This is a genomic window from Clostridium sp. 1001283B150225_161107_B6 (genome assembly GCF_015556325.1).
In the GTDB taxonomy this organism is placed as follows: domain Bacteria; phylum Bacillota; class Clostridia; order Lachnospirales; family Lachnospiraceae; genus Enterocloster.
The window spans coordinates 13,221-29,930 of sequence record NZ_JADNMD010000002.1 but is presented as its reverse complement, the minus strand read 5'-3'; the positions used below and the strand labels follow the sequence as shown (position 1 = coordinate 29,930).

General features: G+C 42.4%; 14 protein-coding genes. 1 reads left to right on the top strand and 13 read right to left on the bottom strand.

Features of this window, described 5'->3' with window-relative positions; translation table 11 throughout:
* Positions 1-38: 38 nt before the first annotated feature.
* The 3 genes from I2H39_RS05325 to I2H39_RS05315 all read right to left on the bottom strand — a co-directional run bounded on the left by I2H39_RS05325 (position 39) and on the right by I2H39_RS05315 (position 3,635).
* A complete protein-coding gene (locus I2H39_RS05325) occupies positions 39-1,991 on the bottom strand; it encodes a P-loop NTPase fold protein (protein ID WP_195626017.1) in 1,953 nt (650 codons plus the stop codon).
* 864 nt (positions 1,992-2,855) lie between these two features.
* Positions 2,856-3,251 carry a type II toxin-antitoxin system PemK/MazF family toxin gene (locus I2H39_RS05320; protein ID WP_195626016.1) on the bottom strand — a complete coding sequence of 132 codons (396 nt, stop codon included), beginning with the start codon at positions 3,249-3,251 and terminating at the stop codon, positions 2,856-2,858.
* A gap of 21 nt (positions 3,252-3,272) precedes the next feature.
* Positions 3,273-3,635 (bottom strand): hypothetical protein, encoded by a 363-nt coding sequence (locus I2H39_RS05315; RefSeq protein WP_195626015.1) that lies wholly within the window; start codon positions 3,633-3,635, stop codon positions 3,273-3,275.
* A 719-nt stretch (positions 3,636-4,354) separates the two neighbouring features.
* On the opposite strand from I2H39_RS05315, the gene I2H39_RS05310 reads away from it, so the two are divergent.
* Complete coding sequence (locus tag I2H39_RS05310; RefSeq protein WP_195626014.1) at positions 4,355-4,615, top strand: type II toxin-antitoxin system Phd/YefM family antitoxin; 261 nt, start codon at positions 4,355-4,357, stop codon at positions 4,613-4,615.
* A 299-nt stretch (positions 4,616-4,914) separates the two neighbouring features.
* On the opposite strand, the gene I2H39_RS05300 is transcribed toward I2H39_RS05310, so the two are convergent.
* The 10 genes from I2H39_RS05300 to I2H39_RS05250 form a co-directional block, all read right to left on the bottom strand.
* On the bottom strand, positions 4,915-5,172 hold the full coding sequence (locus I2H39_RS05300; RefSeq protein ID WP_195626012.1) for a helix-turn-helix domain-containing protein: 258 nt from the start codon (positions 5,170-5,172) through the stop codon (positions 4,915-4,917).
* A gap of 15 nt (positions 5,173-5,187) precedes the next feature.
* Positions 5,188-6,993 carry a VirD4-like conjugal transfer protein, CD1115 family gene (locus I2H39_RS05295; RefSeq protein WP_195626011.1) on the bottom strand — a complete coding sequence of 602 codons (1,806 nt, stop codon included), beginning with the start codon at positions 6,991-6,993 and terminating at the stop codon, positions 5,188-5,190.
* A gap of 4 nt (positions 6,994-6,997) precedes the next feature.
* Positions 6,998-8,452 (bottom strand): DUF3991 and toprim domain-containing protein, encoded by a 1,455-nt coding sequence (locus I2H39_RS05290; RefSeq protein WP_195626010.1) that lies wholly within the window; start codon positions 8,450-8,452, stop codon positions 6,998-7,000.
* Positions 8,453-8,467: 15 nt separating this feature from the next.
* Entirely contained in the window at positions 8,468-10,957 is a 2,490-nt protein-coding gene (mobP3, locus tag I2H39_RS05280; protein WP_227147702.1) for a MobP3 family relaxase, read from the bottom strand.
* Positions 10,958-10,979: 22 nt separating this feature from the next.
* The gene (locus tag I2H39_RS05275; protein ID WP_195626009.1) at positions 10,980-11,387 is read right to left on the bottom strand and encodes a hypothetical protein; all 408 of its coding nucleotides are present in this window, start codon (positions 11,385-11,387) and stop codon (positions 10,980-10,982) included.
* 89 nt (positions 11,388-11,476) lie between these two features.
* Positions 11,477-11,761 (bottom strand): hypothetical protein, encoded by a 285-nt coding sequence (locus I2H39_RS05270; protein WP_195626008.1) that lies wholly within the window; start codon positions 11,759-11,761, stop codon positions 11,477-11,479.
* 651 nt (positions 11,762-12,412) lie between these two features.
* Positions 12,413-13,534: a 4-hydroxybutyrate dehydrogenase gene (locus I2H39_RS05265; RefSeq protein WP_195626007.1), complete on the bottom strand. Its 1,122-nt coding sequence runs from the start codon at positions 13,532-13,534 to the stop codon at positions 12,413-12,415.
* A 12-nt stretch (positions 13,535-13,546) separates the two neighbouring features.
* Positions 13,547-14,653: a 3-dehydro-scyllo-inosose hydrolase gene (gene iolN, locus I2H39_RS05260; protein ID WP_195626006.1), complete on the bottom strand. Its 1,107-nt coding sequence runs from the start codon at positions 14,651-14,653 to the stop codon at positions 13,547-13,549.
* 53 nt (positions 14,654-14,706) lie between these two features.
* Positions 14,707-14,952: a hypothetical protein gene (locus tag I2H39_RS05255; RefSeq protein ID WP_195626005.1), complete on the bottom strand. Its 246-nt coding sequence runs from the start codon at positions 14,950-14,952 to the stop codon at positions 14,707-14,709.
* Between the two features lie 17 nt (positions 14,953-14,969).
* Complete coding sequence (locus I2H39_RS05250; RefSeq protein ID WP_195626004.1) at positions 14,970-16,676, bottom strand: sodium:solute symporter family protein; 1,707 nt, start codon at positions 16,674-16,676, stop codon at positions 14,970-14,972.
* Between the last annotated feature and the right edge of the window lie 34 nt (positions 16,677-16,710).

The window sequence follows — 16,710 nt, the reverse complement described above, 5'->3', positions numbered from 1 at the left end:
ACTCTTACTCAGAAATAATTTAAAACTTATCCTTTCTTCTAGTCTTCCTCACGCTCCATGTAATTCTGATAAATATTCTCTAACTGTTCAACCAGCCAAGATACTTGCATTTTCATTATTAAATCTTTTTGTGCACAAAATTTAATTTTCTGAATTATTTCCTTAATAACTGGCATATCATCCTTTCGATAAACCCAATACACATTATCTGGATATAACACGCTCAAACATTCTCTAAAACGTTGTATGTTTTTAGGATTAGAATGTATTATACTATCCTCCCATCTTTTTACATCTACTTTGTTGAAAAATGTCGTTTGATTCTGTTTCTCATATTCCACAGACTCTATATATCTTTTTAATTTTTCTCCCCATTCTTCTTTATCATCTAATATTTTTTCAATAGTCTGCCGCATAGTTTTTTCTCTAGCCCCTTCTAACGAACTATTAATTCTAAAAACAATTTCCTTGCATTTGACTATGATTTTTTTATCCTCTATCATAAATTCAGTAGAAATATGGCTTTGATTTTCTTTGTCCTTCACATTATTTATCATTAAATCGGTCGCCCTTTTTACAATTGCTGAATCAAATCCTATTTCCACCATTGAAATTAATTGAATTAATATTTTACCATAAATACTGACCTGATACATGTCAAGCTCTAATTTATCCAGGATTTCATTAATCTTTTCCTGTACCCAACTTTGCGGCTGTATATAATATTGATTATACAGTAGGCTATAGGGGTCGTCATCATCCAATTTATTTTTTACTTCAATATCAATGTACTGTTTAAGCTCTTTTCTAAATTCATCCTCTGCAAAAACGCTATTTCTTACATAATTATCCACGGAATGTAAAATAAGCCTTCTTCTATACATAATTTTACCCAGCTCATCCTCTGGCTCTTGAATATTTCCTTTATACGCGATGCAGAGTATAAAACAATTTTCTATTAAAAAATCCAGAATTCTGTCCCAGTATTTCGACTCTATATCTTTATATCTATTAAATTCACTATAAATATAATCCATCTTCGAAAGAAAAAACTGAAATGTTCTTAAATTATAGTGATGTTTATCTTTTAGCTCATCAACAAAAGACTTAACATTCTCATCAAGTTTCTTCTTTAATTCTATATCCAAATTACTTCTATTTATTAACTTATGCATAATCTCAGAAAAATCCGGCTCATAATGGATTGTAATACCAATTAGTTTTTCTCTGATTCGCTTATAATTACCATCAAATGCAATATCTGAAAAAATCTTTTTTCTTCTTCTTTCCACCTCTTCAATATTAAACTTATCTTCTTTTTCTTTATCCGTTTTCGCTACTTTGTTGAAAATACTTTCCATCGGAATTTGAATTTTAGCATCAGATGCGACTAAATATTGTAATTCTTTAAATTCATTACGTTCATATCTCCCTATTTCCTTTTCATTTGCGACTAAAATAACCTTAACGTTCTCATGCTCAACCAGCCCATTGATGTAACCCATCAAATCATTAATTTGACATTCACTTCTCTCTACATCATCAAATATAAATATGTATCTATCTAAGCGGATAAAATCTTGAATATATTCATAAGATTTGTATCCTAATTCTAACTTTTGAATCGCTGTTCCAATGATTTTCTTTGTAGTAGTTAAAACCGGATTTACTTTACTTGTCTTTTCTCTATTTGCCATAGATGAAGATATCTTACCCTCTATTTTATCCTTAAATTTAAATATATTTTCATCAAGTATCGACCAGAAAATACTCTCCTCCATCTCATCGGTTGATTTTATACCATATAACGAAATATATTTAAAAGTCCTATTTTCACCTTCTTGTTCATGATTTTCTATAACACTTTTTATGTCATGTGTAATAAAATATGTCTTTCCACTTCCCCACTCACCATCAATTAGTAATGCATAATTGTAGTTTTTATCATCAATATATCGAATAACCTCTTCTTTTATTTCGCGCTCTCTCATAAAAATCTCCTTTATGTATGAATAAAGCCCCTACAAAACAGGAGCTTTATCTATACTTTCTTCTATCTCTTAAATAATATTTTCCTATATGGCAAGCAAATCCAATACCTTGACAATTCCATTATAAAATCTTTAATATTTTACACTGTCAAACTCTATCATACCTTCATCACTGCCAAGGTCCACTTCTGCCTCCATTGGTTCAGTTTATATATTATCAACCACCTATCTACTTTTTTACCATCTATACTCATTATATAACAGACCACAAACAAAATCCATATCCCATTTTCTATCAAATTCTGCTAAGAGATTACTTTCATTATAAAATAGCTTTTTCACCCAAAAATTATAAATCTAATGAAAATCTATGTGACATTCTAGAATTTACTATAGTAATGTTATATTTATACTAAAGCCCTTTAATAAACTCCACCTCAAAAAACACTAACTTATCTTATGGACCTCCTGCATAACCCAGTATCCTATTTCAGGATACCGGCCATTCGCATCCTTGGGAACTTCTCTTATGTACTTTCACATTGAAATTTCCATTACCTGACCGGAATTCAAAATCACAATGCCGAATCCCATCACCAATATCTAGTGTTTTATTATATATCTTCATACATTATTTGTTGTTTGATATAGATATCAAATACCCATCTATTGTCAAATATAATATGCTAGTTCAGTTCCTTCAAAAAGGTCGTAAACCCATTAAGCTTAGTGAACGGACTTCTGATGAGAATAGATGCCCACAACTTTCTAAAGGAACCTTCATATGGCATGAAATAGGACAAATCCTTTTCCACTGGTACGACATATGCCATTTAGAGAAGATTATCGGCATAGCCATATCAATTAAGCCAGTACTAAACCTTGCTCTTGCCTCTCCTCTAAATATTTCCTCTCAAATTTCCATTCCACATCCAGACTAATTCTTAATGAGACATCAACTGCCCTCATATCTCTATAATCCAGATGTCCTATGTACTCCAACAGCCTAGTTTTATCAATCGTACGAATTTGTTCCAACATAATGATTGAATTCTTCTGTAAACCATATATTCTGCTGATAAACGCATGGGTCGGCAATGGATGTTTCTCCATCCGGCTTGTGACTGTCGCCACAATTACCGTTGGACTATAGCGGTCCTCAACATTGTTCTGGATAATGAGCACCGGCCGCACTCCCCCTTGTTCGCAACCTACTATGGGGCTTAAATCTGCATAGTAAATATCTCCCCTGCATAACATACATATCTCCTCCTCTTTCTTTCACATTAACAGCCCCTCACGTTCCCTTGCTTCCATATAATCATATATTTCATCTGCATCAATAGCCTGGATCTCCCCGACACAACAATTCAAAGTCTGTAACGGGCGTAATATAGGCAGCAGCTGGTCCAACAACTGCTTGTCCACACACTGATTGATAAATCCGCCCATGGTATCCAGAATGAACTGGTCCGCCATTGTAGTGAACGTCATATTTCTGGCGCTGAACTGATGTGATGCGATAAATCTGGCAATATTCTCTGGCGTATTGATTAACCAATATTCTTTGTTATTCTCTTTTGTATTGAGATAGACCTTGACACCCTCTCCTTGAATCAGACGTTCCATCAACTCTTCGTTCATATACTCATTCCTTTCATACATGTCATTTCAATACCACACCCACACAGCCGTCCAAAAACAGACGGCTGCGTAATCTGACATTGAAATCACCTTCTTTGCAATCTATTGATTCGCTTCTATTCGACACTACTCCCCGAAGCTTGTCCACTATTACATCTGGACAGGGCAGCCAACCCGCCTGCCTGCAGCTAACAGGCATCATAGGAATCCCACCTCCGCCAGGTTCTCCGGCGGCCGCCCTCATTGCGTGGTCCCCGGTCAAGGGGGCTGTGACTGGACGGAAGTATCATTATGAGCTATCCGGGTTCATGGTGATTCAATCCGCTGTGGATTGATTTTGAGACAGGAATTTGCCGCTCTTGCCTTAAACCGCAAAAAACACATCACAGGTCATCTGACAGAATATAATTCCGCAGGCAGTCATTGCGCTCCCCTCATGTCGCTTCCGCTCCTCGCGTCCGGGTAGCCAACGTAACTGATTGGCTGGATATGAAATTTTCAATGTACAGACTTCCTGCGGAATATTTATTTTCGTGGTAATATGCGTTCAGAATACTGATGAAAAAAATACCCCTCTATATATAAGAGCCAAAAAACAGGGCCAGTGATAACCAGTTTCTCAGAAAGAATTTTAAATTTTATTGATTCTTGGATTATTATTTGATTTCGTGAAATTATAATGGTATAATTAAACCATATTTAGGCCAGGAGGTGAGTTAATGCCACAGATTATACCAATTAAAGATTTAAAAAACACCTCAGATATTTCCGATTTATGCCATGTATCCGAAGAACCCATCTTCATCACCAAGAATGGTTATGGGGACATGGTAATCATGAGCATGGAGACATATGAGAAAACTATTTGGAAAACCAGCCTTTACCGCAATCTGGAACAATCCGAAGGCCAGATAAAAGCAGGGCGGACACAGGATGCCAGGGCGTCTCTTGATGAGCTGAAGGGGAACTATGGATTATAAACTTCAAATAACGGACCGGGCGGTTGAACTGTTAGGTCGTATCATTGACTATCTGGTGTCCAGGTTGAAGAATCCAACTGCAGCCAGGAAACTCTTAACAGAAATTGAGGCCATCTACAGTCATCTGGAATCGGAGGAGTCTTTTATAGCGGACAATAGTCATCTTTCCTCATCCTTGTATATCAAGTATGCTTTCTACTCTGCCATACTGTTAAAATGGGTACTTCCTGCCAGCCCATCACGGACCAGGGGATGGCCCACATAATAGACAGACTTCTCCCCTGGCGTAACATTCATATTTATTTTAATAGCCAATACAGATTCGAACTTCTCCCTCCATTGTCCCGTAATCTTGTTTCCTTTTGTATGAATCCGGCTTTTATTAAATCATCAATCCCTCGTTTTACCGTATTCCGCGATAAAGCAAGTTCTTTTGCTATGGTTCCTATTGAGGGATAACAGGTCCCATTCTTATCGGTCCGGTCCTTTAGATACATATAAACGCTGATAGCACGGTGTGGTAATCCCGACTGATATAATTTCCGGAAATATCCCATTCCTCACCCCCATCCCTAATCTACACGGACAGGCATTTTCCCTCCAATGATGCCTGGCCTTGCATGTTCTCTTTTAACAGGCATGTCGACTAAACCTTTTTCGTCTAATCCAGTCATATCCTCTGGCATAAGTAAATCAACCGATAACTGCCGGTTAACGATTTCCCTCTCCAACTCCTGTTTGTCTGCATAGCTCACTTTCCGAGCAGCCCGCTCCTGCAATTCATACGGCTCTTCAAATGTAATTCCCCATTTTAGAAACAGCTTCAAGGTTGCCTGCATTGGATGCGCCCCTGTCTTTGTCACAATGAATGTTCCTTTTTTCAGAGTCTTGATTTCATCCGATGTCATGAGCGGACGTGAAATCATCTGAAGGCTTTGGGACGGGTCATTCCTTCCTCGGCTTATATATCCGGACAGGACAGTCCTGTTGCCCATATGCTTTGATAACAATTCCGCGGATTCTGAGTTGGGTGCAAACCCGCCAAAAACACTGTCCTGGCAATTATCAATGATGATTTCACTCCCTTCTTTTCCATAGTTTTTTTGGAGCTGCGCGAAACTCTGTATGATGGCCACAATGGAACACCGTCTGGACCTAACAGCACTGAAGGCCATCTCCAGCGATTCAATTTTGGGGATGGTCCCTATCTCATCCAGGTAAAACATGACACGGTTCCTTAGCTTTCCTCCCTGTTCATCCGCTACCGCCAGAAGCTCCCGGTATAGCTGCTGCACAATCAGAGAGGCCATGAAATACTTGGTTGTATCCTCTTCCGGCAGGACAATAAATATGGCTGATTTTGTGTTGCAGAACCGTTCAGCATCAATGGCTGTATCAAAACACAGAATCTGCTCCAGCTCTGAATCCAGAAACGCATTGAGGCGGGATAACGCCGTGGACATGACGGATGCCATGGCCTGGTCCGCCGTATTAAGGGCGGAACCCGCAAACCATCTCGCCTTATGGTCTGACTGCAGCTTTTCCATCAGCAGTTGGAACTGATTCTTTCCTTTCACGCCGCTTGGTGCCAGCAGGTCCTGAATCAGTTTGAATACCGATATGATGTGGCGCTTTTCAGGAGGACAATATTCTGCTATCAAAAGGATGACTGCTGTCAGGAGTCCTTCTGCGGCATCATAGAAGAAGGCATTCTGTCCATAGGAAGCAGAATCCCCTCCGCTGGAATTGATAATGGTCTTTGAGGTAATCTTGGCATATTTCTCTGCCTTGGCCTTGGCTGCCAGGTTACCACTATCCTTCTGGTACATATCCATATACTGGTTGACCAGATGCAGCAGGTTATTACCATCGCTCCTGGTTGGGTTCCTTAGGTCAATCACCGCAACTTCATATCCATAATATTTTCTGGCAATGCCTGCATAATTGCGAAACAAATCACCTTTCGTGTCCGTTGTCAAAAATGACATCCCCGATGCACATGCATATTCGATGTTCGGATAAAGGAAATACGCGGTTTTTCCTACCCCGGCTGAACCAATCATGAGCGTATGGACATCGTCCGCATCAACCAGTGCCTTCACCCTGTTTCCTTTGAATACTCCTCCCACAATCAGCCCCTGAGCTTCCGGCAATCCGATTCCCCTACGCCACTCCTTTGGAAGGTATTCCACGTGGGTGAATGTCCTACGTATCTCCTGCTTTGTAGCAAAACGGGCAGTCCCGTGCTGCCCATCCCCTACTGTCCTGCTTTTTATCCCATCCAATGTATAATGGCACGATATCATCGCAATCCCGCCAATCACCACAAACATGAAAAGCCCTGTGAGGATAAGCAATGTCACACCAGAACCATTCATCCTGTTACACCTCCTGTGCCTTAGTACATATGCATGTCTCTGACAACTTCCTATCAATCTCCAGCCTCTGTTCTTCTGCTGTCACGGTAATCTGGATGTGCAGCTTCAGACAGGCCAGGATTAGTTCTCTGTAACAATCCTTAACTGTTTCCATGCGTTCAAAGCATACGGACTGTATTTCAGATTGCTTGAGAGTACTGATAATCATCTCCAGTTCCTTCCATTTGGCCCGCATCTTTCCTCGGTCCCGGTGTGGCTGATAGGAAATAAAAAGCTGGTTAGCAAGCTGTTCCCTGGTATAGGATGACTGTTCCTTCCTATGCATTTCCATTAAAATCCGGAATCCGGCAGCAGACATATCCTCCAGACACATGTGTATTTCTTCTCCATGGTCTTCCTTATATGTCTCCTGCCGTTTTATGGCCATACTCAGGTGATGGTAAGAATCGTAAATCTGCTTTATGGCTTCCTCACTGGTACATGTTTGATTCTCAAGTTTCTTCAGCCATACACACAGTTTCATGCAATGTACCAGCCGTGGATGTTCCCTGGCTGGAACGGGCTTAATCCCATGCATCTCCATCAGGTCTTCATTCCAGTCCTTATTCCTGGATGCCAGACGGGATACCTTATTATATCCTAATCCTGCCAGGATTTCTTTCAGCCTATAACACCCCTCTATTCCCGCCGGGTCATGGTCCATACAAAGAATGACCTCCTGTAAGTGTGCGTGGCTGTAAAGCATCTGAAGTAATGCATGTTCGGACAGCCCATCAAGACAGATATAACTTTGCTGCTGCCACTTAAGCGGATAAAGAGTCAAAAACGACAGAAGGTCAATGGCGGCTTCAAACACATACAGCCTTGGCCCTTCCCCGCAATGACCGAATCCATACGCGGGGTCTGAACCTTCCACATTAAGGCGGAAACTTTCGCCGTTTGTATAGGTTCCTTTCATGTGGGCATGACATGCATTTCCCTGATTGTCAAAGCCCACGAACACTACGTTATGCCGTCTTTGTTCTTCATAAATGGCTCCCTTCTCAACAAAGGACACAAGTGTCCCATAATCAATGAAACGTGTCCTGGAAAGATAGGCCAGGGCACGTTTCTCATTCTGATTTCGTTCCGGTAATTGAAATTTTTTCCTGCTTCTTGCCTGTGGGCCAGTGGCTCCAACTCCACGGATAACCGCCGGGTGATTTCCCTCCAGCAGGCATTTCATCGCCTCAACATACGTCATGTCATAAAATTCCTGCAGGAACTGGACAGGTGCCCCCCCATACTTACAACTATGCCGATACCATGTATTATCACGCATGGTCACACTGTCATGCCGTTTCCAGCGCCATTCGCTTCCGGATGGTTCCAGTTCCTCTCCCTGGCGTTTTAGGAATTCCACCAGGTTCACAGCTCCCGCCCGTTCTTTTTCTTCTTCCGTGAAAGCAACATACTCCAATCGTATCGCCTCCTGCTATCCATGGATTCCCTGGGCCATCTTCTTTTCCTTAAGTCTCCGTCTTCTCTTGCGGTCAATCCATTCCTGTGTCTTGTCATGATTCTTTTTTTCCTGAACTTCAAATATCGTGGACAGATGATGGAACAGGCGGATGATTCCTGATTGGAGTTGTAACCTTCCCCGCACATCTTTATGTTCCAAAAGATACACTGCATATGGATTGCCCTGAGCTGCACTTTTTTGCAGCCAGAAGATACCGCTTTCCTCATCTCTGACTGCCTGTTCGTAAAGGTATGTCTTCCCCATTAGATACTGCGCATACTGGTTCCCATGGCCCGCACTAAGGTTCAGCCAATAAACAGACGCCCCCAGGTTCTTTTCTATATACAGTTCCTCCTGATACATCTTCCCCAACCTGTACTCTGCATTGGAACTGCCGAGTGACGCACTTCGCTCTAACAATTGGATTCCCCGCTGAATTTCTTCCGGTGTTCCTGACTGTATATAGATATCCGCTAATGCACACATTGCATGGGTATGCCCGAATTCAATGGCCTTCCGGAGGTACTGGACTGCCTTTCCCTTGTCCTTACTGGTCCCGATTCCATCCTGATACATCTTCCCAATACAGTACATAAGGTTATCATCCATTTGGTTTTGTGCAAGTAACTGAAAACCGGAAAATGCCTTCTGAAAAATCCGGTTCGCCTCCTCCTCATTTTTCTCTGTCCCGATTCCGTCCCGTAGCATCCTGCCATATTCCCAGGCCGCATATGGATTTCCATTCATCATGGATTTCTTCAAGAGAATGGCTGCCTTTTCAAAGTCCTGGCCCATGCCCTGCCCCCGTTGATACAGCATTCCCAGAGAATATAATGCGTAATGGTTTCCTTTCATAGCAGACTGATGATACCATTCGGCGGCCTCCGCATAATTCTGCCTAATCCCCTGCCCGTTCTCATACATATATCCAATCCGGTATTCTATATAATCAGATTCCCTCACCTCCTCAACACTCATAAAAATGTGGAGAGCCTGCGCATACCATGACCATGATATTTCTGGGTCCGGTTCGCATCCTCTTCCATGGTACTGCATCTGTCCAAGGTCGCACATTGCAAATGCATTTCCCTTTTTGGCTTCCACTAACATGGCCTGATAGGCCGTCTCAAAATCCGGCTGCCCACCATACGTTTCATATAGAACAGACCTGGCCCGTTGGTATCCATCTGTCCACTCAGCATAGCCATCCCCTTTGTGTTCCATCCCATAGACCATTTCTCCTGCTGTCATGTAACTTTCCGGATATACAGGCTCATTCAGATTGCTTTCCTTATGTTCCACAATCAACTGCGCCGTCTCGTCCATCGGTTCTTCCGCAGTCCATGCTCTGTCCTGCTCTAATTGCATGGTTTCCCGTATGATTATATTTTTGATTTGTTTAAATTCCTTCTGTGCTGAAAGCGGTGGCAGTACTGGTGTCTGGTCTGTATAAGTGTGCAGGATTTCCGACCTGGAACGATACCATTTCTCATAGCATTCAGCTACCACAGGATTCAAGGATAACGCATCGGCAATCTGGTCTACCTGATGTTTCACCCTCGGCGGCAGATAACCATACACCTTTCTGCCTTTTGTCTGCTTCAGGCTCCCTGCTAACTGTACCATCAGCTGTTCCAGTCCTGTGTTCCCGTCCCATGCATCTTTTACCTGCCCATACAACGACTTTAGTGAAACCTCACTGGCATTTACCAATGCTTTCCTCTGTAGAGTCTGTTCCTGATACAGCTCGTACATATCCTGCTGAAAAAAATCTCTGGCATACATAGCTCTCATCTGTTCAATCCCCTTCTCCGTCAGGAAGCCTTTTCTGGGGTCCGCAGAGTATGCAATGATATGGGCATGTGGGTGATGCCCCTCGTTATGAAAGGCCGCATACCATACCAATTCATCTGGAGGTATTTTCATGGCCTCCGCCATCTGCATCCGTTTACTGCGCAGGAGTGCTTCCCAGCTCTTTACGTCATCATATCCCAAACGTCCGGCATCCTCTCTCCGCATGGAAAGGATGAAGGTCCAGACATTGCCTTCATGGCCTGCGACCTCTTCCTGTACCCTTGATAGCACGACTGGTATGCCCGCATCCGTAAACAGACCATGCATCCCCACCTTCTCCACTCCCGGACGGTTTGCGATATAGTCCACATAGTTTTCTTTCTTCGCAATCAGGTCCATGTTCTGTTCGATGGAAGTCGAAATGAATTCAGATGCATATCCCCTTGTTGGCGACTGCAGGAAGTCCTGATATTCATAAGACCCGGCTGCTTCCGGTGCTGCTTCCAGAATCTCTTTTATCAACTGCTTCTGTCTCACTGTTGCTGGTAAATGTTCATGGGTATCCCTGACTGGTTCCACGCCCTCCCGTGTGGCAATGTAACGGACCAGATGCCCCAGATGAGCCTTCTCATTTTTTAAATACTGGCATTTCAATATGATTTTTGGCATAGATATGAATCACCCCGGGTTGTTATTGCCCTTTCTGGTACTCCACAATAGACTCCAGATTGAGAGAACCATTTGTCCTCTTTACATCCTGGATGCATTTTCCCCGTAGTTTGGTTAGAACAGCTTCCCCCACGTCATTCTGCGCTGCATACAGATTCATAAGCATAGAAAGTTCCACTGCCAACTTAAACAGCAGTCTTGACATCCTGTTTTCGGATGTTTCCACGATACCAGACATGGCAGATGTAAGGATAACTGGCAGGTATGGGCTGGCCTCCTTCGACAGCAGGTATCCGTTATAAAACAGAAGAGCCTTCTCTATATATTCACTCCGGCTTTTGCAGTTTCCTTTTGTCAGGCACTGGTCCATCTGTCCAAGGGTCTCCGGGTATAACCAAACCGGTATCCGTTTCTTAATCCGGTCTTCCAAGTACTCACCTCCTCATGAAAAAAGCCGTCATATAACATGACGGCAAATGAATTAATATCAACGTTTGTTCTTTTTGCATTTTAGATAAATTAAAAACTGTGAATCATCTTCATCAACCGGATTCCATCCTTCACCCCTTCCTCATATAAATACATTTGTACTGCCCAGTTTTCTTCCAACATGTCATCGATACATTCTTCAATGCCGTCCCTTTGCTCCTGGTCAAGTTGCTTTAACCATGCATCCATACGCTCATTTAGCTTATGCTCCTTTGCTATCTCCTGTTGGTTTTTGCTCTCCTGCCACTTACTATCCAATGTCTCTACTCTGAATGCTATGATTTCATCACATGACTTAAGTTCCATCCGTTTCATCGGTATCCTCCCTTTCCTGTGACACTACAATACCGATTACCCTTGCGAAAGTCCATATCCATATCTCATGAAATAATCGGATGAAATCTGGCAGAACCACCTAAAAGGTGTACCTAAAAACTGGCAGGAAACTTTGTATTTCCGCAATTTTGCATGTATTCCGACCACCTGGCAGGTGACCAAGGCACCAAACAGGTGCACCTTCGTGGAAAAGAAAAAACGTCCGCATTGCGGGCGTTTGTGGCCGGGAGGGGCGCCCTTAGGTGCACCTCCCTTTAACCTGCACACAAATCGAACGGGAGAGATTGTTTGATTTAATGTCTTAGATATTACCCAAATTATCCTTCTCACATTTGGCCAAATTCATCGTATTATTCAAGATATGTCCAACTCCTCATACTCCTTTTAAAAAGCCCGCATTGTGGCTTACAATGTGTTATAAGGCCTAGTAATCTGTCGGCCTAAAACAAAAGCCTAAAATTACCCCCTCTGACTTATACTGATATCAGCGCTCCATATATGACTTCGCTAGATTGTCAAAGAATCCCCCCTGTCTATTACGCCTCATTATGAAGAGAGCAGGTATACCATAAACTTACCAAACCGAAAGATTTGTAAATTCAATGATATTCCTGCTCTCCAGGTCACTTTCTACTCATATATGGATTGATAAATATCCAATATCAGAGCTTCATTCAATGGAACAAAACTATTCACCATCAGCCGTTGCTGGCCTTCAATAACACTTCGTGACCATTGTCTCAACATTTCCTGTGTAGCCCCGTACTCCTTCATAGTCTTTTTTGAAATAATCTGGTCCAGTAATATCTCCAATTCTTCATAGACATGTTCTGCACCGCATCCCAACAATCCCGCCATGAAACGATTAAGTTTTTCTATCTTACCATCTTTCTTTAGTTCCATATATTTTTTCATGACACCAATAAACACAGCATAATTCGCCTCACCATGGGCCACATGGAACGTTCCGCCCAGTGGATAACTCATAGCATGAACCGTTCCACATCCTGCTGTCCCAAAAGCCAATCCAGCATAATTACTTGCTGTCAGGAAAGAATCTAACAAATCATACCTTGCATTTGCCCCTCTGGCTGCGATTTCCTGATATCCCCGGATAATTTCCGCGATAGCGCGGTATCCAAAGAGCTCTGTGCAATCGGTAGACTTTGGCGACAGACTGGATTCAATCGCATGAATCAATGCATCAATGGAACTTGTTGCAAAGAATCTGAACGGAAGTCCCTTAAGCAGTTCAGGTACCAAAACAGCCTGGTCCGCATACATCTCATCTAATGCCAAACCAATTTTCATATTTCTTGACAAGAAAGCCAGTATAGATATATTAGTGACTTCAGAACCCGTGCCGCAAGTGGTTGGAACCAGTACCAATTCCTTTTCCTTCACAATATCCAACTTCCTGTCAAATAAATCTGCTACGGTATAACAGTTTTTCAATGACAGAAGTTTAGATATATCCAATACCGTACCTCCTCCGATTCCTATTATACGTTTATGCGGCCCCCTCTTAATAGCATCAAGATACATCGCCTCAAACATTTCATCTGAGGGCTCACCTGCACCGTATTCTTCCTGAAAGAGAATATCCGCGGCCAGATTGAGACTTCCGAAATAAGGTTCATAGATAAACCGATTAGTTAGTATCAAATCCCCCTCACCTAAATCAAAGTTCTCTGCGAACTCTTTTGAAGTATTAAATTTATGAATTTCCGGTTTAAATATAATCTGTTTCATTGTATTTCCTCTTTAGAAAATTCCGAACCTGGACAACTCATGCACTGATTTCCATCCGTCGCTTAAAGGTTCCTTTAGGCATGCTTCTATTTCATCTCTGTCTCTGAAAGTAAAACCGTCTAAAGGCACCTTGCCCGCAGGATAGTCCGCCAAAATATCATCAATCATCTTGACTATATAACGACAGATTGCCAGGATAGGACGCTTAGCTTTATATGCATCGCCTCTGGAAGGATATCCGACTACCCCTTCCGGAGTACCAAAGCGCTCAATTACATTCTGACCCTCACCCTCTGACCATGTGTGGGGTCTTCCATAGCTGTCCACAGACGTATCGTAATGCCCCATCAATGTCAATGATTTAGGCTGTGCATCCACACATACACTCATATCCACCATCTCCGGAAACAGAAGATTGGCCACTGCTGTTTCCGCCTCATCCGCATGTACAAAATGAGTGGTAAGAGAATCCTTCCTGTCAATAGGAATCCAAAATTCCCGGATAGCCCGATGCCATTCCAATTCAGATACAATGGCCGGAAGATTAAATCTTTTGAAAAATTCTTGTACAGCAGCTTCCAACATCCATTTATGGCCATGATTGTTCACAAGTATGAACTTTCGAAATCCGTCATCCCATAAACCGGCCAATGTGTAGATAAGGGTTTCACGCACCACGTTTTCACTCATGATTACAGTTCCCGGCATTCCCACATGATGATAGGGATGACCGCCGTAATTAAGAGGTGGAAGAGCAACCGAAACCTCATACCCCAGGGCAGAGGTACGACGACGTACAGCTTCACAGATACAGGTACACATATACGTATCAAGACCGCTGGGATTATGGATACCATGATTCTCTGTACAGCCTATGGGAATCAGTACAATATCATTCTTTCTTCTTTTTTCAATCACTTTATGCCGCGGGGTATTCTGTATGTAACACCCCGCCTTGCCAATCTCACTGTTATGCTGGCTCGGAAGCTGGAATTCCTCTTCCAGCGCCTTTTCCACGTTCTCGAATGTCATATCAAATACTTCTTTTTTCAACCTCCCAATAGGACTGTCCTCAAATACAATCTGCGGATAATCTGTTGTCAACCATTTGTCTGTCATAAGTTCTCTCTCCTTTTCTTTTAGACATAAAATTTATAAATTATAAAACTCTTTTATAAAGCATGTTCTGTTAATGTAATCCTGCCTTTTTCCGTGATATTGCAATAACGTTTAATCAGCCCATTGGATGTAATGTAACCGTCTTCATCCAGTCTGGCCACCAGAGGTATTGCTTTTCCGGTATCCCCATGCACAGCCTCCACTACCATATAATAATCTGTCTTACGCCCTCCCATACCATCATTCAGGTCACGTATGGCCTTTAGATATTCCAGTTCCTCCTGGTTCAATTCAAACATCTGTTACTCCTCCTTTACTACGAAATATTCCATATGATATAAAAGGCTAGAATGCAAACCGCCACAACAATAATCATTTGTATATCTCTGGCAGTAGAAGCATCCTTAGTATAAGACTCCCCTGGAGAACAGAATTCAGAACGCTTATACGTCATATAATCCACCTCACTAATCTTCCCTTCCATGGTCAGCTCACTTACCGCCAGTCTGAGTTCCACTGCATTATAACCAAAACGGTCAATGAAATCTGTCATACTGGCTTTTCTGTTAGCAAGAAATTCCATGATATCCTGTTTTATTCCAGCACGTACTGGCTTCGGTCTTGCCCCCCACCATGGACCCGTCTTGGATACGATGAAACTGATTCCCACCATCAGTATCATACTAATTAAAAGAGACCACCAAGCTGCTTCAAATCTTACACTGCCGCCTGACACATTCCATATAATTGCAAATATACCTGCCGACAATATGGAAATAAGCGCCCCTTCTTTAGATGCCTTTTTCCAGAACAATGCCGCAATCAAAGCGCCGAAATTTCCTGTATTAAATACAATCATAAAATTCAGGGCTGATACGACCGAACTGAACATAGTTGCCATGGTCAGAATAATCAATAATACTATGATTGTAATAATTCTGGATGCACGGTTCATCTTCTCTGCCGACATATCAGTATGACCTAAAGCACGCTGGTAGAAATCCCTTACTATAACTGTCACCGCACCCATAGCACATCCGTCTACGGTTGACATACCCGCTGCGAAGATGCCTGTCATGGCTAATCCCCCCAACACAATAGGCGCCTGGGCCACAATAAGGCTCAAAGATTGTTCCGTATTCACAAGGTCAGGATACATGGCTCTTGCCATAAGGCCAATCACAAGACCTGGTATCATTGCCATGACAGCCAGTGCAATACCGGTTGCCATGAATCCCATTTTTGCATGTTTCACATTTCTGGCTGAAGACGCCTTTTGAAAATACCATTGTGAGCCCCAGTTATTAATCCACATCCATTGCAGGACCCATGTAAGAATCAGCTTTACGGATGGTCCCAGTAGAGAAAAATAATTTTCAGGCAGATTCTGCATCGCAGTAATAACCGCCATGCCTCCATTTTTAAAATAACTCCAGGCAGCCACCAACGGAAATGCGATAAGACAACACAGAAGCTGTGGAATAATGGTGTAATTGGCAGCCGCAGCACCTCCAAGAATCATATAAAATGCGGTGATACACCAGGCAATCACAATTCCCATATTCTGAGGCAGTCCGAACATGGAAGAAAAAATCAGACCGATTGCCTTAAACTGGGCAGCTGCAGCCGCTATACCTGAAAGCATGATAAAGAATCCTGCTACCAGACGTACATTAAGCCCATATCTGATTTCAAATAACTCCGATATCGTAAACGCTCCGCTAAGACGGACCCTTTTTGCATAAATCATTGCACATATAAGAAAACCAATGATTGTGAACAGCTCATACAGCGAACCTCCCAAACCATACATATAGGAAAAATTTGACATTGTTGTGATAGCTGCCCCGGAAAAATGAGTTCCCACAAGACATCCGGCCACAATAAGCCAGCTCATCTGTCTGCCAGATAAAAGGTAATCTGTATTGGACTTCACTTGTCCTGCCGCCTTTTTGCCTACAACCACCAGTACAATCAGGTAAACTGCCAATATTGTCATCTGAACTATTTGCCCTGTTGTCATAACTATGTACCCCCTTGTATTAATCTCCTGCTTT

Bases quoted from the DNA above. Each gene is read 5' to 3' on its own strand.
- I2H39_RS05325 (WP_195626017.1), bottom strand. From the start codon at position 1,991: ATGAGAGAGCGCGAAATAAAAGAAGAGGTTATTCGATATATTGATGAT.
- I2H39_RS05320 (WP_195626016.1), bottom strand. From the start codon at position 3,251: ATGTTATGCAGGGGAGATATTTACTATGCAGATTTAAGCCCCATAGTA.
- I2H39_RS05315 (WP_195626015.1), bottom strand. From the start codon at position 3,635: ATGAACGAAGAGTTGATGGAACGTCTGATTCAAGGAGAGGGTGTCAAG.
- I2H39_RS05310 (WP_195626014.1), top strand. From the start codon at position 4,355: ATGCCACAGATTATACCAATTAAAGATTTAAAAAACACCTCAGATATT.
- I2H39_RS05300 (WP_195626012.1), bottom strand. From the start codon at position 5,172: ATGGGATATTTCCGGAAATTATATCAGTCGGGATTACCACACCGTGCT.
- I2H39_RS05295 (WP_195626011.1), bottom strand. From the start codon at position 6,993: ATGAATGGTTCTGGTGTGACATTGCTTATCCTCACAGGGCTTTTCATG.
- mobP3 (WP_227147702.1), bottom strand. From the start codon at position 10,957: ATGCCAAAAATCATATTGAAATGCCAGTATTTAAAAAATGAGAAGGCT.
- I2H39_RS05270 (WP_195626008.1), bottom strand. From the start codon at position 11,761: ATGAAACGGATGGAACTTAAGTCATGTGATGAAATCATAGCATTCAGA.
- I2H39_RS05265 (WP_195626007.1), bottom strand. From the start codon at position 13,534: ATGAAACAGATTATATTTAAACCGGAAATTCATAAATTTAATACTTCA.
- iolN (WP_195626006.1), bottom strand. From the start codon at position 14,653: ATGACAGACAAATGGTTGACAACAGATTATCCGCAGATTGTATTTGAG.
- I2H39_RS05255 (WP_195626005.1), bottom strand. From the start codon at position 14,952: ATGTTTGAATTGAACCAGGAGGAACTGGAATATCTAAAGGCCATACGT.
- I2H39_RS05250 (WP_195626004.1), bottom strand. From the start codon at position 16,676: ATGACAACAGGGCAAATAGTTCAGATGACAATATTGGCAGTTTACCTG.